The sequence below is a fragment of the Rubellimicrobium aerolatum genome (genome assembly GCF_017872975.1).
GTDB lineage: Bacteria > Pseudomonadota > Alphaproteobacteria > Rhodobacterales > Rhodobacteraceae > Rubellimicrobium > Rubellimicrobium aerolatum.
Genome location: NZ_JAGGJP010000031.1, coordinates 1 through 16,683, shown reverse-complemented (window position 1 = coordinate 16,683; position 16,683 = coordinate 1). Strand labels below are relative to the sequence as shown.

12 protein-coding genes are annotated in these 16,683 nt (G+C 64.4%); 5 read left to right on the top strand and 7 right to left on the bottom strand.

Annotated features, from left to right (window positions below):
- Positions 1–446: 446 nt before the first annotated feature.
- From J2Z33_RS18895 to J2Z33_RS17380, 4 genes are all read right to left on the bottom strand, one after another.
- Positions 447–1,538, bottom strand: a complete 1,092-nt coding sequence (locus J2Z33_RS18895) for a tyrosine-type recombinase/integrase (protein WP_209843414.1) — start codon at positions 1,536–1,538, stop codon at positions 447–449.
- A complete protein-coding gene (locus J2Z33_RS17390; RefSeq protein ID WP_209843411.1) occupies positions 1,535–3,286 on the bottom strand; it encodes a site-specific integrase in 1,752 nt (583 codons plus the stop codon). Before J2Z33_RS17390 ends, J2Z33_RS18895 begins: the two co-directional genes overlap by 4 nt.
- A gap of 165 nt (positions 3,287–3,451) precedes the next feature.
- Positions 3,452–3,700, bottom strand: coding sequence for a helix-turn-helix domain-containing protein (locus J2Z33_RS19020; protein WP_425342578.1), 249 nt, complete (start codon positions 3,698–3,700; stop codon positions 3,452–3,454).
- 156 nt (positions 3,701–3,856) lie between these two features.
- Positions 3,857–4,561 carry a hypothetical protein gene (locus J2Z33_RS17380; protein ID WP_209843408.1) on the bottom strand — a complete coding sequence of 235 codons (705 nt, stop codon included), beginning with the start codon at positions 4,559–4,561 and terminating at the stop codon, positions 3,857–3,859.
- 274 nt (positions 4,562–4,835) lie between these two features.
- Here J2Z33_RS17380 and J2Z33_RS17375 point away from each other — a divergent pair, with 274 nt between their 5' ends.
- From J2Z33_RS17375 to J2Z33_RS17360, 4 genes are all read left to right on the top strand, one after another.
- The gene (locus J2Z33_RS17375) at positions 4,836–5,111 is read left to right on the top strand and encodes an AbrB/MazE/SpoVT family DNA-binding domain-containing protein (RefSeq protein WP_209843405.1); all 276 of its coding nucleotides are present in this window, start codon (positions 4,836–4,838) and stop codon (positions 5,109–5,111) included.
- Positions 5,098–5,487, top strand: a complete 390-nt coding sequence (locus J2Z33_RS17370) for a type II toxin-antitoxin system VapC family toxin (protein WP_209843403.1) — start codon at positions 5,098–5,100, stop codon at positions 5,485–5,487. Before J2Z33_RS17375 ends, J2Z33_RS17370 begins: the two co-directional genes overlap by 14 nt.
- 179 nt (positions 5,488–5,666) lie before the next feature.
- Positions 5,667–6,680, top strand: coding sequence for an IS30 family transposase (locus J2Z33_RS17365; RefSeq protein ID WP_209843401.1), 1,014 nt, complete (start codon positions 5,667–5,669; stop codon positions 6,678–6,680).
- A 421-nt stretch (positions 6,681–7,101) separates the two neighbouring features.
- A complete protein-coding gene (locus J2Z33_RS17360) occupies positions 7,102–8,064 on the top strand; it encodes an SIR2 family protein (protein WP_209843399.1) in 963 nt (320 codons plus the stop codon).
- A 336-nt stretch (positions 8,065–8,400) separates the two neighbouring features.
- Here the strand turns inward: J2Z33_RS17360 and J2Z33_RS17355 are convergent, their stop codons facing one another.
- The 3 genes from J2Z33_RS17355 to J2Z33_RS17345 all read right to left on the bottom strand — a co-directional run bounded on the left by J2Z33_RS17355 (position 8,401) and on the right by J2Z33_RS17345 (position 16,069).
- Positions 8,401–9,048, bottom strand: a complete 648-nt coding sequence (locus J2Z33_RS17355; protein WP_209843397.1) for a hypothetical protein — start codon at positions 9,046–9,048, stop codon at positions 8,401–8,403.
- Positions 9,041–15,286, bottom strand: coding sequence for a hypothetical protein (locus J2Z33_RS17350; protein ID WP_209843395.1), 6,246 nt, complete (start codon positions 15,284–15,286; stop codon positions 9,041–9,043). The genes J2Z33_RS17355 and J2Z33_RS17350 overlap by 8 nt, the downstream gene beginning before the upstream one ends.
- Positions 15,287–15,844: 558 nt before the next feature.
- The gene (locus tag J2Z33_RS17345; protein ID WP_209843393.1) at positions 15,845–16,069 is read right to left on the bottom strand and encodes an AbrB/MazE/SpoVT family DNA-binding domain-containing protein; all 225 of its coding nucleotides are present in this window, start codon (positions 16,067–16,069) and stop codon (positions 15,845–15,847) included.
- Between the two features lie 240 nt (positions 16,070–16,309).
- On the opposite strand from J2Z33_RS17345, the gene J2Z33_RS17340 reads away from it, so the two are divergent.
- On the top strand, positions 16,310–16,683 hold a 374-nt coding region (locus tag J2Z33_RS17340; RefSeq protein WP_209843391.1), incomplete at its 3' end, for a recombinase family protein.

Genomic DNA, 16,683 nt, shown 5'->3' with positions numbered 1-16,683 from the left:
CTGCTCGTCACTGAACCTGCTTCGCTTCATGTCCGATCCCTTCCGTTGGGTCCGGATTCCAGCAGCCCCTAGAGGAGAAACAAGGGGTCAGGTCACTACCTGTCGGTCTCTTCAGATTATTCAGAATTCTAAGATTCTAAGATTCAGCGGGCGTAAGTTGCTGACGGCGTGGTGCTTTCTCTGTCCAACTATGAAGGTTCTGGGGGCTTCGATGAGGTTTCTGGGGTCTCCGGTGAGAAATCCGGGGAAAGCTATGAAGTTCTCGGGGTGCTAGTGTGAAGTCTTCGGGCAGCTTCAGTTGGAGAATCGTATAATCTAGTCGGAGCGAAGGATCTCCCGAACGACCCGGGCCACCGCCTCTTTCTCCGCCATGTCACGCGTCCTTGGGCCTGTGCCGCGATGTGGCGGTGCGGGTCACGGGATGGCTCCCTCTTATGATCATAAGCTCACTCAGTCTCCTCAGGCTTGAGGGCCTCTTCGCCGTCCCGGATCGCAAGCAATGCCTGTGAGACGTTCTGCGCCGCCCGGAGTTGGCTGGCGCGAATGTAGAACTGCTCGGTGGTGGCGAACTGCCGGTGGCCAAGGAGCGGCCTCGTGTGCAACGAGTCCTCGGGTGAGGTCTCCGCAAGCAGCGTGGCCGCCAGCGTCCGAAACGCATGCGGGCTGAGGGTTGTCTCGAAGAGCCGGGCGGTGGCCATCGTCACGCGGCTGTAGATGGTCTCATAGGCCATGGGCCTGCCCTTCTGCGCGACCCAGACCCGGTTGTGGGTGTCAGCCCCTCGGTAGGCGGGCCGGATGCGAGAAAGATACGCCTCCAGGTACGGATCGAGCGCCGCCGGCAGGATGAGGTGGATCGGCTGCCCGGTCTTGGTCTCGTGGGGCTCGAAACGCAGGTGCCATTCGTCGCCTTGCTGGACGAGGTGTCGGCCCAGTTCCATCATGGTCAGGTTGCGCAGGCGGATGGGGCAGGCGAGCAGGAGAGCCACGATGAAGGTGTCGCGGTAGTCCCAGAGATCGCGGGCACTGAGATGTACCAGACCGGAGAGCCGCTCCAACTCGCCCAGAGTGACATCGAGCAGCTCCGGGCTTGGGAGTTCCGGCATGGTGAACTGCCGGGACGGCTTGGCCCCGCGATCCAGGCGGTTGGTCATGGCCTTGAGCCACGCCCAGTCATCATCAGGCGCCATGCGCTGGAGCACGCACTTGAGCCCGATGTGCGTCGTGGCCGCGGTCCGGGGGGCCACCTCTTCGAGGAGGGCTAGCGCAAAGGCAGTGGCCGTCTCGGGCGTGGCCCGCGCCCAGGGCGACACGGAGCGGTCCAGCTGCCCTTGCGCCTCGAGCCAGGCCAGCCAGCGCCCGTAGTGCTTGCCATTGCTCCTGCGGGTGACCACGCTCCAGTGACGCGCAGTGCCCGAGGTGCCCTCGAGGAGGTCGCCGTCCCGGAACAGCGCCTGCCAGGCGATCTGGTCGGCCGGCGGCCAGTCCTCGAAGGGCAGTTGCTTGCGCGGGCGGGTCAGGGTGCGGCGGACCGGGCTCACGACATGTCTCCCTTGCCGTCCCGCACCCGTTGCAGAAGGGCGTTGATGCGGCGGCTCGCAGCCGGGCCTTCGGTGCCGAGATAGCTCTGGAAGGTGGTGTTGATCGACGCGTGACCAAGCCGGCGGCTGACGTCGAGGGCGAGTTCGGGATGCCGCTCGACCACGATCTTGGCGATGATGTGCCGGTAAAGGTGCGGCGAGACCGTGATGCCCGCGTGCGTCCGGAGGGGCTCGCCGAGCGCCTCACTCATGGCGTCATAGGAGCGGGGACCGCTGTCCTCGCCCGGAAAGAGGTAGGGCCCCTCGGCTCCGGGCAGACGGCCGCGGTGGTCGCGCAGGAACGCGTCAAGGAGCGCGATCGTGTTGGCCGGGAGTTCGAGGTCGAGCCGCCGACCGGTTTTCATCTCCTCGTCCGGGATCTGCAGGAACACGCGTCCGCCGCTCCGGCGCAGGTCGCGCGTGAGATGGAGGGACCGGAGGTTCTTCACGCGCAGGCCGGTGAAGATCTCAAACGAGATGGCCAGCGCCCGCTCGACACCCTTGGCCCGGCGAAACGGGTTGGTCTGCCTCAGCGCCCGTGCGAGTTCCTGCTCGGGGAAGCGCAGAAAGCGCTGGACGACCGCGGGGTCGTCGAACTGGTGGAGACGCTCGCGGTTGCGCTCCCCCATGCGCCGCCCGCCCTTGGGCTTGATCCGGTCGGCGATGGCCTGCAGCGCTCTCAGCTGGCCTTCGTTGAAGGCCAGGTGCATGCGCGCCACCACGATGAGTTGCGTGGCCATCTTGTGGGCGTAGTCGGTCGTCCGCTTGGAGCCCTCCTCGGGCAGGTACTCCCGCAGGCCTGTCGTGAAGTGCTCGGGTTGGACGAGAACGGCGAGCCCGACCATCGCCGCCGCAGGCACGGTGCCCGCTCGCACGAGCGCCGAGGCGACCCGACGGAACGTGAACTGATAGCCCTTCAGCGTCGGCTCACGAAGCGGTCGCACCGGCGCTGTGGGGTCGAGCAGGTCGGGGTGGCGCATGCGCTCCTCCCAGGCGATCACGTCCGCCCGGAAGCTCGCGGGAAAGGCCTCCAACGACAGCATGGCGGGCGCGGTCTTGGAGGGAGAGGCAAGGCGGATGTCCGGCCAACCGGGCACGCGTTTGCGGCAGATGTTCCAGACCGCAATGGTGTGCTTGAGAGTGTTGCAAGGATCCTTGACCAGCTCCTCGGCCTCGAGTGCGGCAAAGAGGCCCTGCAGGGTTTCCACCTGGACGCCTTCGGGGCGGGTTCCCTTCACGGTGCAGAAACAGGCCAGACGGCCCAGGCCCCAGCGGAGATTGCGTTCGGGGATGCTGGCCAGAAGCTCCACCCACTCGGGGCTGGGAGGGATCTCCCTGGTGATGCAGATCCGGCGCTGGCCGAACTGCTTGACCGCTCCCACCACGAGCGAACGGATGTTGGCCAGGCGCTTCTCGCTCACCCCAAGCGAGCCGGGGGAGAGCCCATCGAGCACGGTGCGGACGCGATCCGGGGTGGCCAGCGTACCGATAAGATCCACGCCCGCACGCTCCAGGGCCGCAAAGGCGGAGCGTGTGTCGCGCCGGACTGCGCCCTCGAGTTGCGCCTCCACGGCGCAGAGCACCTGAGCCAGGCTGATGCGGGCCGGGTTCTGGAACACGGCCGTATCCGGGACGGGCCGGCTCAGGCCAGCGTTCAGCGGCTCGTCGGAGTGGGTGCATGGCGGCCTGGAGTTAGGCTGATCGAACATTCGGGAAGGCTCCTTGTGGTCAGAGATGGACTCGGGAGGACAGGGGCGGACTTGAGGGCCGATTCGGGAAACCGTAGCACATACTTTCCCGCTCAGATTGAGAGGCACGGTTTCCCGACAGGTGCTAAGCTGTTGACAGGAAATGACTCTTGTGGTCAGGAGTGGTCACAGGCTGCGCCGCCCTGCAATGAAGCGATCGAGGTCCCGCGGGTGCACGCGCACAAGCCGGCCCAGACGAACGACCGGCAGCTCATCTGCATCAATCAGGCGGCGCAGGGTCCGGATGGAACAGCCCAAGACCTCGGCTGTGTCCTCTAGAGAGAGAAGAGGTTCCAGAGATGAAGCCGGGGGTGGTGAGCCGTCACGTGCGCCGGTGCTCGGCTTCTTGCCCCTATGAGCCTTTTCCTCTGTCACGACGGTCCTGCCATGAAGCCAGTTATGGCTGCCCACCACGGGCTGCCTTCAAGGGACAGAATTGGCCGGAAAGGGTCAGTCGTGGCAGGAGTCCTCTTTTAACCCTTGATTGAAAAATAACGTAGATATTCAACTAAAAGTTGAAAAAGCGTCTTATTACAATACCTCTGAAGTCCGGTCCCGAGCCACGGCTTTCCGAATTCTACGCCACCGGGCCGCAAGAACCTCCGCTGTTCTCTGACTGACGGGAATACGAGGTCGGCCCGATGGAAGAGACGGAAGGCTCGCCAAGACCATCTCTGCAAGCCGCAGGAACCTGCTCTTGCTGTGTGAGATGGAACCAAGCTCCAGCCCGAGTTTGGAGCGATCTGTTCCCAACTCGTACGTCACAGCCAAACTTTTCAGGAATACGTCGAGCTCGCTGCGCACGCGAGTGCCGCGCTGGACACGGTTCAGCAGGGAAGCTGAAATTTGACGCAGCCATTGCCGGAGTTCCTGCTGTCTTGCCTCTGAAAGAGAAAACCACGCCCCGTCTTCCAGATGGGCAGGAACGCCCAAGTCATCAGAGTCCTCCGGCCACCAGAACCCTATCTTTATTGCAAGAATGATCTGAGGTACGGGGAACGGTCTGAGGAACTGCAGGGGGTTTCTTGCTTCTGCGGCATCGCCCAGAACCGCGCTCTGCTCCGCCGGTCCGAGGTGCGCCTTCTCGGGCACTGCCGTATCATCGAGCAAGGATCTGTCCACCGGAAGAAAGAGATACGCCAAGAGGACGTTGATCTCATGAGCGGCGGCTTCTGGATCGTGGAACCCAATCTGATCCAGATGTTCGGCACAGATGATGGGTGATATTCTAGACATGAGAAGCGCGTTATTCTGATTATGGATCGGAGCTCTATTGGCGATAATCCGCGACGTCAGATTTGCCGGAGGCGAATTTTTGACCTGCTGCCCGTTTCTTGGACTGCGCTGAGCCAGACTTTTCCAGTCTAGGTAGACTTCTCGGAAGGTGGGCCCAGCTCCTCCATGCAGTATAGGCCTCCGGTCTGAGCCTCCACGGGCGCGGGCCGTCCCTTGACTTGCTACAGATGCCGCCACCACCTATCTTACTATCATCTTACTTAAAGGGATGGCCATGGCAGCGTCCGATCTCCTGACCACCGTCGTATCAACTAAGGGCCAAGTCATCTTGCCCAAGGTGGTACGTGAGAGTCGCCGCTGGAATGCGGGCACGCGCTTGGTGGTGGAGGACACGCCCGAGGGCGTGCTCCTGCGTCCTGCCTTGGCCTTTCCGCCCACCCGTCTCGACGAGGTGGTCGGGATCTTGCACGCCTCGGGACCGGCCCGGACAGTGGAGGAGATGGACGCGGCCATTCTGCGGGAGGCGGCACAGCGGCATGGTCGCGATTGACACCAACGTTCTCGTCCGCCTGCTCACGAACGATCATCCCGAGCAGTCGCCCCGGGCCCGCGCGCTCCTGGAAAGCCACGAGGTGTTCGTGAGCCTCACCGTGCTGCTCGAGACCGAGTGGGTGCTCAGGAGCGCCTACGGGTTTGCGTCTGAGCGCATCTATGCCGCCCTTCGAGCCGTGGCCGGGTTGCCCCAGGTGCAGGTCGAGGCCCCAAGCCGCCTGGCTCAGGCGCTCGAGCGCGCTGAGGCCGGACTCGACTTCGCTGATGCCCTCCACCTAGGCGCAAGCGAAGCGCCCGAGGCCTTCGCCACCTTCGACATGCGGCTTATCAAGGGCGCGCAGCGGCTGGGGATCACAGCGGTGCGCGAGCCCTGACGAGATTGGCGACCTCGGGCAACTCGGTGATCAGTCCACAAGCGCTGCTCGCCATGGAGGCCTACTAGGTCACTTATGCTGACATAATTTTGGTTAGGCGAATCCGGCCTGTAGGCAGGGCGCGTTCTACTTTGAACCGCGACGGGTGCATTGATCCAAGGGGTTACCTGGAGGATGCGATGCCCTGCCCATTCGTTCACCTGAGCTTGGAGGAGCGCCGGCAGCTGGCGCGGCTGCGGGAGCAAAAGATTGCGGTCGCTGAGATCGCCCGTCGACTCGGCCGACATCGCTCGACGATCTACCGCGAGCTGAAGCGCAACTGGTGGCACGACGCCGAGGTGCCGCAGGCCGAGGGCTACTGGCCCATGACGGCCCAGCAACTGACTGACGGTCGACGCCGGTCCTCCTGCAAGCTCCTGCGCCATCCCCAGCTCTGCGCCGCGGTCATTGAGCGGCTCAAGGACGGCTGGTCGCCCGAGCAGATCGCAGGCCGGCTGAAGCTCGAGCCGGGCCACGTCCTTCAGCTCTGCCACGAGACGATCTATCGCTTCGTGTACTCGAAGGATGGCCAGAGCCAAGAGCTCGCCCGGTACCTGCCCGAGCGCCGCCGGACCCGCAAGTCGCGTCATGCCCGGAAGCCAAGAAGTCTTGTATTTCCAGAGACCTCGCGCATCCATCACCGCCCCGAGGCGGTCAACGCCCGGGCGGAGTTCGGGCACTGGGAGGCGGACCTGATGATCTTCCGCAAGGAGCACGGGCCGGCCAACGTGGCCACGGTGGTCGAGCGCAAGAGCCGCTTCACCGTGCTGTTCCGCAACAACGACCGCCGCTCCAAGCCGCTCATGGGACGGCTCATCGATCTGCTCGCTCCCTTGCCCCAGCCGGCCCGGCAAAGCTTCACGTTCGACCGCGGCCTGGAGTTTGTCTCTTGGCGCGAGCTCGAGGCCGGCATGGGTGCCAAGGCTTGGTTCTGCGATCCACAGGCGCCCTGGCAGAAGGGCTCGGTCGAGAACATGAACCGGCGGGTGCGCCGCTACTTGCCAGCCGACACTATCCTGCTGGCGCTCGCAGACCGATCCCTGAGGTCGATCTGCGAGCGCCTCAACGCCACGCCGCGCAAGTGCCTGGGCTGGAGAACGCCGGCCGAGGTGTTCCGTCAGGAGCTGCTGGCCTGCGAGCCTTGGTCAGGATAGCCTCAACCGGCACCTGTCGCACTCCGGGTAGAACCCGCACGGATTTCCCTCGCCCGCCATCCCGCTCGTCTAGCAGTGTCCCTGACAGAGCTTCGCGATCACGTTAGATGAGACACGGGTCCGGCGTCGACGCCGCGGGACGGGGTGCGCAGGGGTGCACTGGTTGAGGCTGATGTATGAGAGTGATCTTGCTCGGCGCAGGCGCATCCAAGAGCTACGGCGCCTCGCCGACCGGGCAACGAATGCCGATCGCGAGGGACTTCTTCCCGACGTTCTTCAAGCTTGCTGCTGCGGCCAACCCCTGGGTGCTGCGTGACGGACTGATCCACTATCTTCAAACCGAAAAGGCATTGAGGACACGGATGCCTATCTCTCGGGGGGCGTCGACATTGAGGAGATCCACAGCGAGATCGCTCTCAGGTTGGCCGCTGTCGCGAAGGAGGACGGCGGCTTCGATCGCATCGTGCTCTCCAAGCCATACAATCAGTTGATCTTCCTCTTTGCGACGACCCTGAACGAGATCGCCAACGGCCCCGTCTCGCAGAGCCACGTCGACCTTTCGAGGTCGCTTGGGCCAGACGACGTCGTCGTGACGTTCAACTGGGACACGCTGATGGATCGCGCGCTGATGGAGGCAGCGGGCTGGTCGGTCGATGACGGATATGGCGTCACACCTTACCGTGTGTTTCGGGATGGTTGGAGCAGTCCCGCGAACCGAGCGTCGCCCTCGCCGAACAAGCTCATCAAGCTCCATGGGTCGGTGAACTGGTTGACCACGCATCCGGTGTACGAGGGCGACGAGCTGGTGCTGACCCACAACCTTCCTGTGGAGTCCCTCTTCGTCTACGAGCACGCCACGCGTCCCTATCCGACCCATGCCGGCCGCTACATGGGCGGATATGCCCCCCTGACCTACGGGTACTACCCGCCTAACCTGACCGATGTGCCAGGTCGCTCGGCACCTGACGGGTACCTGATCGTCAGGGTTCAGCCGCGCCTGCCTTGGATGCCCGAGGGCCAAGCAGGGGAAGAGGGCCTCGTCTCGATGCCGCTGCTCATCCCGCCGGTGAAGGACAAGAGCTACCAGTTTTTTGGTACCCTTTTCGAGGGCCTTTGGGAGCAGGCGCGCGCCGCGCTCCAAGCCTGCGACGAGCTGCTGGTGATTGGCTATTCCTTCCCCCGGACCGACCTGAAGAGTCTTGATCTCTTCAAGGGCGCCTTCGTGCGGCGTACGTCCCTGCCTCGGGTCACGATCGTGGACCCTTATCCAGACCGTCCAAGAGAGGTGTTCCGGTTGGAGCTAGGGATACCGGACACCCACCTACGCATTGTGGCGGGGCCTTTCCTTGGACAGGAGACGCTCGCACCGATTTTGGAAAGCTGACGGTGCTGTCGACCATGGCCCTGCCGAACATGGCCCCCGCAATCCCTCAAGGGCTCCAGTGCATGTCTCGGCAAGCTCCGGCAGCACCACGTCAAGGCCCCGGATGTCGAAGACCGCCGTGACCGGGCTCTCGTTGTAGGGCGTGGTCTGCACGACGAGCTGGTCGGCCTCGAGCATTAGCTTGAGGAGGGTCCTGACGTGCTCCTCAAGACCTCTGCGCCTCCCACCCGACGCCGGCCGATACCCCGAGCCTGGGCCACCCCCGTAGATGCTGCGCAGTGTTAGGAGGCACCGACACCCGAAGCACGCTTCGATCAGTTCGCCCACGCGAGGGAGTCATCCTTCCTTCGTGTCATTCGGCGGGTTTCCTGGCAGCACCGACAACAGCGCATCCGCAATGTCCCTGATGGAGCGCGTCGCTTGCTCTACGAGGTGAGCTAGTTCCGGCTCCTCTCTCTCCCTATTGTCTACCCACCCGAGCACAAGCGCAGCGGCTCGAACGGCCGGGTCCTGAAGCCGATCCTGAGCTTTGTTGAGCAGAGCCTTGGTCTCATCAGTCGTGGCTGCCTGGATCGCGACGGTTGCAATGGCACGCAGGAGGACGCCGTGGGCAGTCTTCAGGTTGCGTGCGCGCTGCAACCAAAGTTCGACACCCCCGCTCGCTGCCTGGGTCTCCATCCTCGTGGTCAGCCAGTCGGCAGAAGGTGAGTTCAGGCGGTGAAGAGTCCCGATGACCTTTGCCACATCGACAAGAGGGTCGGTCCTCCCTGGCAGGGCGGCTCGATGCTGCCAGAGCGCAAGGATCGCCTCCCGGCAGGCCGCGCGGGCCAACTCCACGCCTTCGCCTCCCTGGTCCGCCCGCTTCATGAGGTTGGCCACGTGAAAGGCCATCCAGCGCGCAAGCAGGTCGGTCTCGCCCTCCCGCTCAAGCTGTTGAACGATGAGGGTCCCGAGCTGGCCGACCGGGTCCATTTCCTCAGGCATCGAGGTGCCCGAGCAAGTTGATCGTCGCCCTGCGCCGGCGCTGCTCGGGCTTCCAGTTGCCCTGATGGTTGGCCACGCGCCGCTCTACGCTGATCTTGCGAACGAGCAGCATCCCGGTTCTTTGCACAAGCTCTTCGATGAACGCCTCATCTGCGGTGACCCGGGTCCCGCGATCCACCTCGCGGTCCTCGTACCGCTCTCCTTCCGACCAAGCCTCGACGCGCAGGCGCACATCGGGGTGTTTCCCGAGCCACGTCCGGCCGTAGTCTCGCGGTGCTAGTTGCAATCTGTGGGTTACCCAGTCAGCCGGGGCGAGGTCCTGCCGAGGCAGGTCCGCCGCCCAGGGATCCTTGTCGTCCCAGTCCGTAGAAGCCTCGCGCTCCTCGAACCAGCCCTTCAGGACGTGGTTGATGACCCCGATCTCCCAACTGCCCCTGTGCTCTGGCAGTGCGTAGTCGTCCGGGTTCTTGAAGCTTCGGAGCGCCCTCACCAAGGCGTCGGATCCACTTCGGTTGACGAGGGCGGTGCTGACGCTCACCATCTGCCGCAAGCGAGCTTGGCCAGCGGTCCACCGGCCCCAAAGAGCGATCCGCTGACCAGAGCGAGCAAAGCTTGAGACATCTACGTCGTCGACGCTCTGGGGCCACTCGGAATCCGAAACGGCCGCCTGCAAGCGGCACTCGAGCGGTATCGAGTCGCGGCGGTCTGCGTGCCACCGGCAGGCTTGTTCGTCGCTCAAGCCTTCCGACTCCAAGAAGCGTGAAGGGCTCCAATACCGGTCCCTCGTTCTGGAGTACTGCGCGCCATCCAGGAGGCGGCCGCAGAGGACCATGACGCTGTGGTAGGACAAGTACGCCGACCACGTGTCCAGAACCGTCGACCGACCGCGACGGTAACCTTGGTCGCGGAACAGGCCCAGCCTGCCGCGCGGATCCTGGCTGACGTCGGCCCCAGCACCTGCGAGCTCGCGCATGATGGGCTTCACGCGACGCTCGGACTCATCCTCCGAGAGTTCGAACGCGGAGGCCAGCGGCCTCAGGAGGTCGTCGCGATGCCCGTAGTCGAAGTAGGGAGGTCCCAAGCGGTCCGGGTCCTCTGCCACGCTCTCGAGTTCCGGCCTTGGCGACTGCCGGGTTTGCTCACCGTTGATGTCGCGGAGGCGCCGGCGCTCCACGGTGTCGTGGGAGATCGTGCCCGCATCGTCGAGGCGGAGAAGGATCCTCGCAGCCATGCCCCTCAAGATGACATGCGCCATGTCGGGAACCGCCATCTGCGACAGAAAAGGCACCGCCGGCAGCAGGCTGTGAGGGCGCTCGCACGCCTCGCGGTCCAGGGCGAAGAGGAGCCATTGCAACGCGTGAAGTCGGTAGAAAGGCAGGCGCTGGTCTTGGAACGGCTCAGCGGCGCCCTCCTCGGCATAAGCTAGGAGGTGCCGGAGGAACCGTCCGTCGAGCCACCGGACGGCGCATCGGACGGCGTGGGCCCCTCGCCACCTCCGTCGCGCATCAGGTGAGCCGAGCATGGACCAGAGATAGCCGGCGAGTGCCCCTTCGACGTCTCGTGGTGGTTTCAAGCCTTCATGCCACGGGCCATCGCCATCACCTGGCTCGAGCAGGCCCTCAACCTCGTTTAGCGCGAAGTTTAGCAGGTCCTCGGCTTGGGCGTCGGTCAGCGCCTGACATACCAAGTTCGCGATGTAGAAAAGTTCCCCGGCCCCGCCCAAGTCGTCCAGCTGCCCGATGGCGCCGAGGGTTTCCCTTGCCAGGTCCGACGCCTCCAGGCCCGCGACCTGTGCGATCCCACCGAGGTCTCGTTCCCACCAGGAACCGGCAAGAGGGACGCGAAACGGCTGCCGACGACAGACAGCGACGACGAGCGAGCGCAGCGCGCCCGGTACCGAGACCCGGGTAAACCAAGGTGCCGGCACGGCCTCGAGAACGCCGAGCAGGTCATACATCTCGAGCGTCGACAGGTCGCGAATGGCATTCAAGGCATCAGCTTCTGTGCCAGCGGGCACACGAGCGAACAGCTCGGGCCAGAACTTCGAACGCCCAGCGTAGTCAGCGCCGGCCTCTCGGACCCGGACGCGCGCGCTGTCGATGCCCGCGCTGGTCAGCTCGACGCCTCTCAAGAGTTCGTCCCATCGTGGCTCAGAGCGCGGGGGCCGGGCCATGGACCCAGATGACGAGCAACTGGCCTCGTTCCTCGCGGCCGCCCACTCTCTCTCGTTCAGCCAATCCCAAGTCAGGCCACGTTCCTCGGTCAGCTTCCGCACCTTGCGCCATTGCTCCGACCGGGCATCCTCGAAGCGGACATAGCGGTGGAAGATGTCGACGACGGCCGCCGGCACGCCCTCGGACCCGCCCTCTGTCAGCGCCTCCTCCAATAGGTCCGCGGGGCTTCCCCGCCCGTGCGCTGGGAACATGACCAACTTCGTCACGCCGTGGATCTTCTTCCTGCGCTGCAAGTCGTTGAGGATGACGGTGAGCTCGTCGTCCGCTACGCCAAATCCTCGATCAGCCCAGCGCGACGTGATGGCGAGGCCGGAGCTGGCGGAGAGCGCAACGATGGCTTTGGCCGTGCGCTCCCAGTCGAGGTAGCTGGACTTGCCGAGATGCTCGTGTGTCAACTCTGCGAACCGCGAGAGCCGATAGGCCAGATCGGGACGGTCGAGGTCACCTCGGCCGGCGGCCTCGGCCATCGCGAGCATCGCACGCCAGCGGTCCAAGTTCTCCTCGCCAAGCCGGTCGGCGATCTCCACGGCCTTGTCGAAGTGAGCCCTAGCCTCGGCTTCACTGATGGCCAGCACGGCGCGCCCCAAGCTCAGGCGGGTCTCCGCCGCCGCCTCCGCCACCTCGCGCCAACCTTCGACTTGCCTTGCGACGCTCGACACGAGGTCAAGGGCCAGCCCCTGGAGGTCGGTGCGCGCTCCCAGCGTTCTAGCAATTCGGGCGACTGTAGAGACCCTGAGAATTTGCCTCCCCTTCAGGTTTAACCAGTCCGCGGCCGAGCCCCAAGACTGCCGGCCCAATTGACCCATGAAAAGGATTTCGGATCGCAGGATCGCTCTTTCGTCGCCTGCGTCATCGAGCTCCCTGTATGAGTTGCCAACCGTTTTCGCCGTCGCAGCGGCAGCCTTATCGATGGCGTCCGTCAAGTAGAGGCCGACGTTTCGACCGAGCAGGACATCGGCCCAAAGCTGATACCACGGAAGCAGGCCAGCCACCTCCTCCTTGAGCGTCCGGACGTCCCGATCGCCCCCATACCCTTCGCGGAGCGGCTTGCGCATCTTCGGCTCGACGAGCCGATCGAGCGTCAGCGTCGACCCACGGATTGCTGTGCGGAGAGCATAACCCCGCAGAAGCGCGTCTCTTGCTCCGTAACGGGACGCCCAGTCCCCGGTCAGATAATGCTTCGCGTACTTGGGCAGGTATCGCGTCAAGAGGCTCGCTAGCGCTCGACGGCTTGCGCACCGCCATCGAAGCGCCGCGGTGACGATCGCTACGACGGACGCAACACGTGGTTGTTCAAGTCCCTGCCCACCTAGTTCCTCTTCATGCTGGCCCAGCTTGACGCGGGGATCGAGCAGGAGCCGCACTAGGCGCTGCGTGGCCTCCCGCGGAGGCATCCGAGCCACCGTCGCAAGCTCCAGCGCGATGCTTGCGCCGAGGAAGATGTCGTTCCCAGCTGAAAGCGCGAGTTTCTCTAGGTCTTGGAGTCGTCCGGCATCGATCAGGCGCGACGCGATGCGCCGACCGATCGTGAATGACACGGTCCTGGGATGCCAACTCCGAAGGAAGGCCGCACACGCATCGGCACCCCTTAGGTTGAGATGAGCCCAGGCGATCGCCGTGATCTCGTCATCCACCGACCCGCGCGCCCAACCTTCCCGGTCCGGGTTCGCGATATGGTGGAGGAGCCACCTCTCCGCAGCGGCCGCGCGAATGACCGCCTCACCCCTGAGCCGTTCGTGACCGGACATCAGCGCGGCCTCGTGGGCGTTCTCGGACCCGAGCCAATGGCCGCCGCCGATGCGCCGGTTGGCAACCAGTTCGGAGACCTGCTGAGGCTCCAAGAACCGAGCTGCCAGATCGGGATTGGCCGAGAGCAAGGTGAACTGTCGTTCCTCGGCCGACGTCTTGCCGGCGGCGCGGAAGGCCAGCTTCGCAGCGTCGGCGAGCCGCCCCGCCCGAAGTGCGGCCCTTGTCGCGCTTCGCAGGCGCTCCGACTCGACGTCCCGCCGTCCAATGTCGTTGCCCTCGGGCAAGCCTTCATCGCTGAGAGCCAGCGAGACCAGTTCGTCCAGCCGGCCGGCCTCGAGCAGCAGGCGAGGGAGCGTCGCGGCGGCGTAGGCGCTTTGCCTCGCCAAGGGCCGCAGCCGATCAGCGATCTCATGAGCGACGTCGGGGGACGGCCGGAACCTTTCGCGAAACCACGTCTCGGTCGGCTCGTCCGCAAACTGCACAGCGTCATCGTTGACGAGGAGGGCGCGGCCCAGCTCGCTAGCCAAGCTGCGCACGAAGCCGACGTCAACACGCGCCACACCTGCGACCACATTCATGGGAACGAAGGGACGCAGCACGGCCAAGGCTTGGCAAACAACATCGAGATGATCGCGGCCCGAGCGGGTGGCGCCGTCGCGGACACTCTCGAACGCCCTGTTCAAGAGGCTCTCGATTGCCGCTTGGACCGTGAGCGGTTGAGGGCCGAGCTTGTCGAGGACCTGCCCGAGGCTGCCCCCATCTTGGAGCGCGTAGCGCTGAAGCCTCGGGTTCGCCGACGTCCTGTGGTGGAACGCCGCGACGGCATTGTCGCTGGCTTCTTGGTATGTTGCGCGAAGGTGAGAAGCCGTCTCCTCGAGGGAGAACGGCGGCAAGGTGAGCCGCTCAACCCCGGGCGGAGGGTCGAGGAGGTGACGACGCTCCGGCCGGGTGGTCAAGAGCACGCGGACCCGATCGGGCCACGGCGTGCGGAGCATCCCGGGAGCGAAGCTACGCTCCTCGCGCGCATCCTCGGCCGCCATCTCGGCGTTGTCTGCCGCGTCGACGATGATCGCCAAGACCGCGCCGGGACGATCGGCCAGCGAGGAGGCAGCTTGACGGGTCCGCGCGACGAAGGCGCGGGCGTATGCGTCCGAAGGAGCTGACGAGGATGGAACGAGCGGGTCGCAGAGCCCCCTGAAGGCGAGTTCGTTAGCCATTTGCACGAACGCCCGTCGTGCTTTATGGCGCGGTTGGGCGGGGTCGCGGTAGCTTCCGTTCCCAAAGCAGTCGTAGACGATGCACACGCTGCCCTCCGGCAGGTAGCGATGCAACTCCATCGCCGCCACGGACTTGCCGATGCCACCCTCCGCTTCCAGGATAAGGGGCGCGTTCGCCGACGCCACGCGGGTACCGATCTCCCCAAGGGCCAGCCTGACCACTGAAGGGCTCGGGGGTTCGATGAGCGAGGGCGCGGGAAGCAGTTGCCCCTCGCTGCAGCGCATCTGCTTCAGGACATCCTCTCGCACGATCGAGAGGCGATCGCGATCAGTCGTCGCTGCCTTCTCAGCTACGAGGTCCACAAGCCGAAGAGGCACGTCCTTGTCGTCGTCGGGAAGGTAGGCGTTGGCATCGAGTTCAAGCAGCCTGCGTTGCCCGTCGATGGCCGGTGTGCCCGGCATGAACCTGATGCGCGATGCGAAGGCGGAGAGGTCGGTTCCTGACAAAGGGAGATTGCGGCGGAGGTATTCTGACACCTTGCACGCTCGACCAGTCGCCAAATTTTCGATCGCATCGGTGACGGCGCGCGCGATCGGGCGATTTGTCTCGAACTCGAAGCTGTAGCGAGCGGGTTCGTCGCCGAGGCTCTGATACTCGATGATGGAAGCAAAGCGCTCCGCATAACCCCGAAGCGTGGGCAAGACATCGCTAGCCGTCATCGGCTGATCTGCGGCTGCGGTCGAGTGCTTGAATTGGCGATAGGCGATGCGCTGGGCCTTCGCTGGATCGAACGATCCGAAGTAGAGCGTGAGGTCTATGACGTCCTCACCGCCCACAGCCAAGTCCTCGGGGGCGCTACCTTCTACCACCACGCGTTGGAGCGACGCCGCAGGGGCGAGCATCGTGAGGCAGAGCCGAGCGGCCCGGAGGTAATGATACCGATCACCGGCCCGGCTCGGACCTTGTCGATTGTATTTTACCGCCGCCAATCTGGATTGATCATCCAAATCCAACTTGGGGTTATCGGCCTTACTCATGAATTACTTTCATTGAAGCGGGCCTGCTTGAAACTTCAACGTGGCCTCAGAAGATTTGACACTCGTTTGATTCGTTGTTGACCAGCCTACCTTATCACCTCGACCGTTACCTGCGTTTCAACGCACTCCCAAGTTCGGTCGGTTGTCAGAGCGGTTCGGCCCAGCTCGCTCGCCAAAGCCAAACAGGCACGATCCCCCAGCGAAAGACCTGCTGCACGGATGGCAGGTCGCAGATGCCCCATCACCATGCCCTGTACGGCAGTGAGTGGACGCACGTCCAATTGAAGCCCGCCCAGCACCTCGTCGACCTCCTCGGAACTAAGCCCCTTCACGCGCTACTTTGCCACGACCTCGGCGAGGTTCGTTGCCCCGATAACTGCTGAGAGCAGGTCCTTTGCGACCCGCTCAGCGCCTACCTCCCCATTCAGCAAGCAGAGGAGCGCTGAGGAGTCGAGCACGACCCCCCTGCCCTCGCGACGACGGCTGGTCGCCAATTCGGAATAGCCTCCACTCTCATCGCCTTGATCTGGCACATCACTCACGCTCCGCCTCCCGCCGTCAGTCTGCGATCAACTCGTCCGCGAGTGATATGCCCTCGGGCACGTAGCGGCGCAGAATGGCCTGCGCTCGGGCGATGGCCGCCGGCAGCGACCGGACTCGAGTCTCGCCGCCCGTCACGTCGACGACCACGGTGTCTCCGGTAGCGATGCCGAGCTCGCGGCGCATGGCTGCCGGAATGACGAGCTTGCCTCCTTCGATGATCTTGACCCGCTGCGGCTGCATGGCTGGCTTTCCTGATATCCTGGATCTTGCCACTCTTGATACCAAAGCGCCGACTCAGGTCACAAGACGTAGCTTGGGTCGGCTGCGTCTCTCCTTCGACGCGGCTAGCCGTCCTTTAGGGTATACCCCAACAGGCCAGCGGTGTCGGACAGCTTCGTGCGTCCAACTAGGGTTGCTTTCGGCGTTGTCGGACAGCAAGGTGAGCGGGTCTAGACTCCAACAGGACAGAATGGCCCTCCCATGACCCTCTATGGCTATGCTCGCGTGTCCACGACCGACCAAGACCTCTCCTTGCAGGAGGTGGCACTCCGGCAGGCCGGCTGCCAGGTGATCCGGGCGGAGAAGAAGACCGGCACCCAGCGAGAGGGCCGCACCGAGCTCGAGCTCCTGCTTCAGTTCCTCCGCCCCGGTGACACCTTGGTCATCACCCGCATCGACCGACTGGCGCGCTCGCTCAAGGACCTGCAGGACCTCGTCCACGAGCTGAGGGTCAAGGGCGTCAGCTTGCGCGCCACCGAACAGCCGGTGGACACCTCCACCGCCGCCGGCAAGGCCTTCCTCGACATGCTGGGCGTCTTCGCCGAGTTCGAGACCAACCTGCGCCGCGAGCGGCA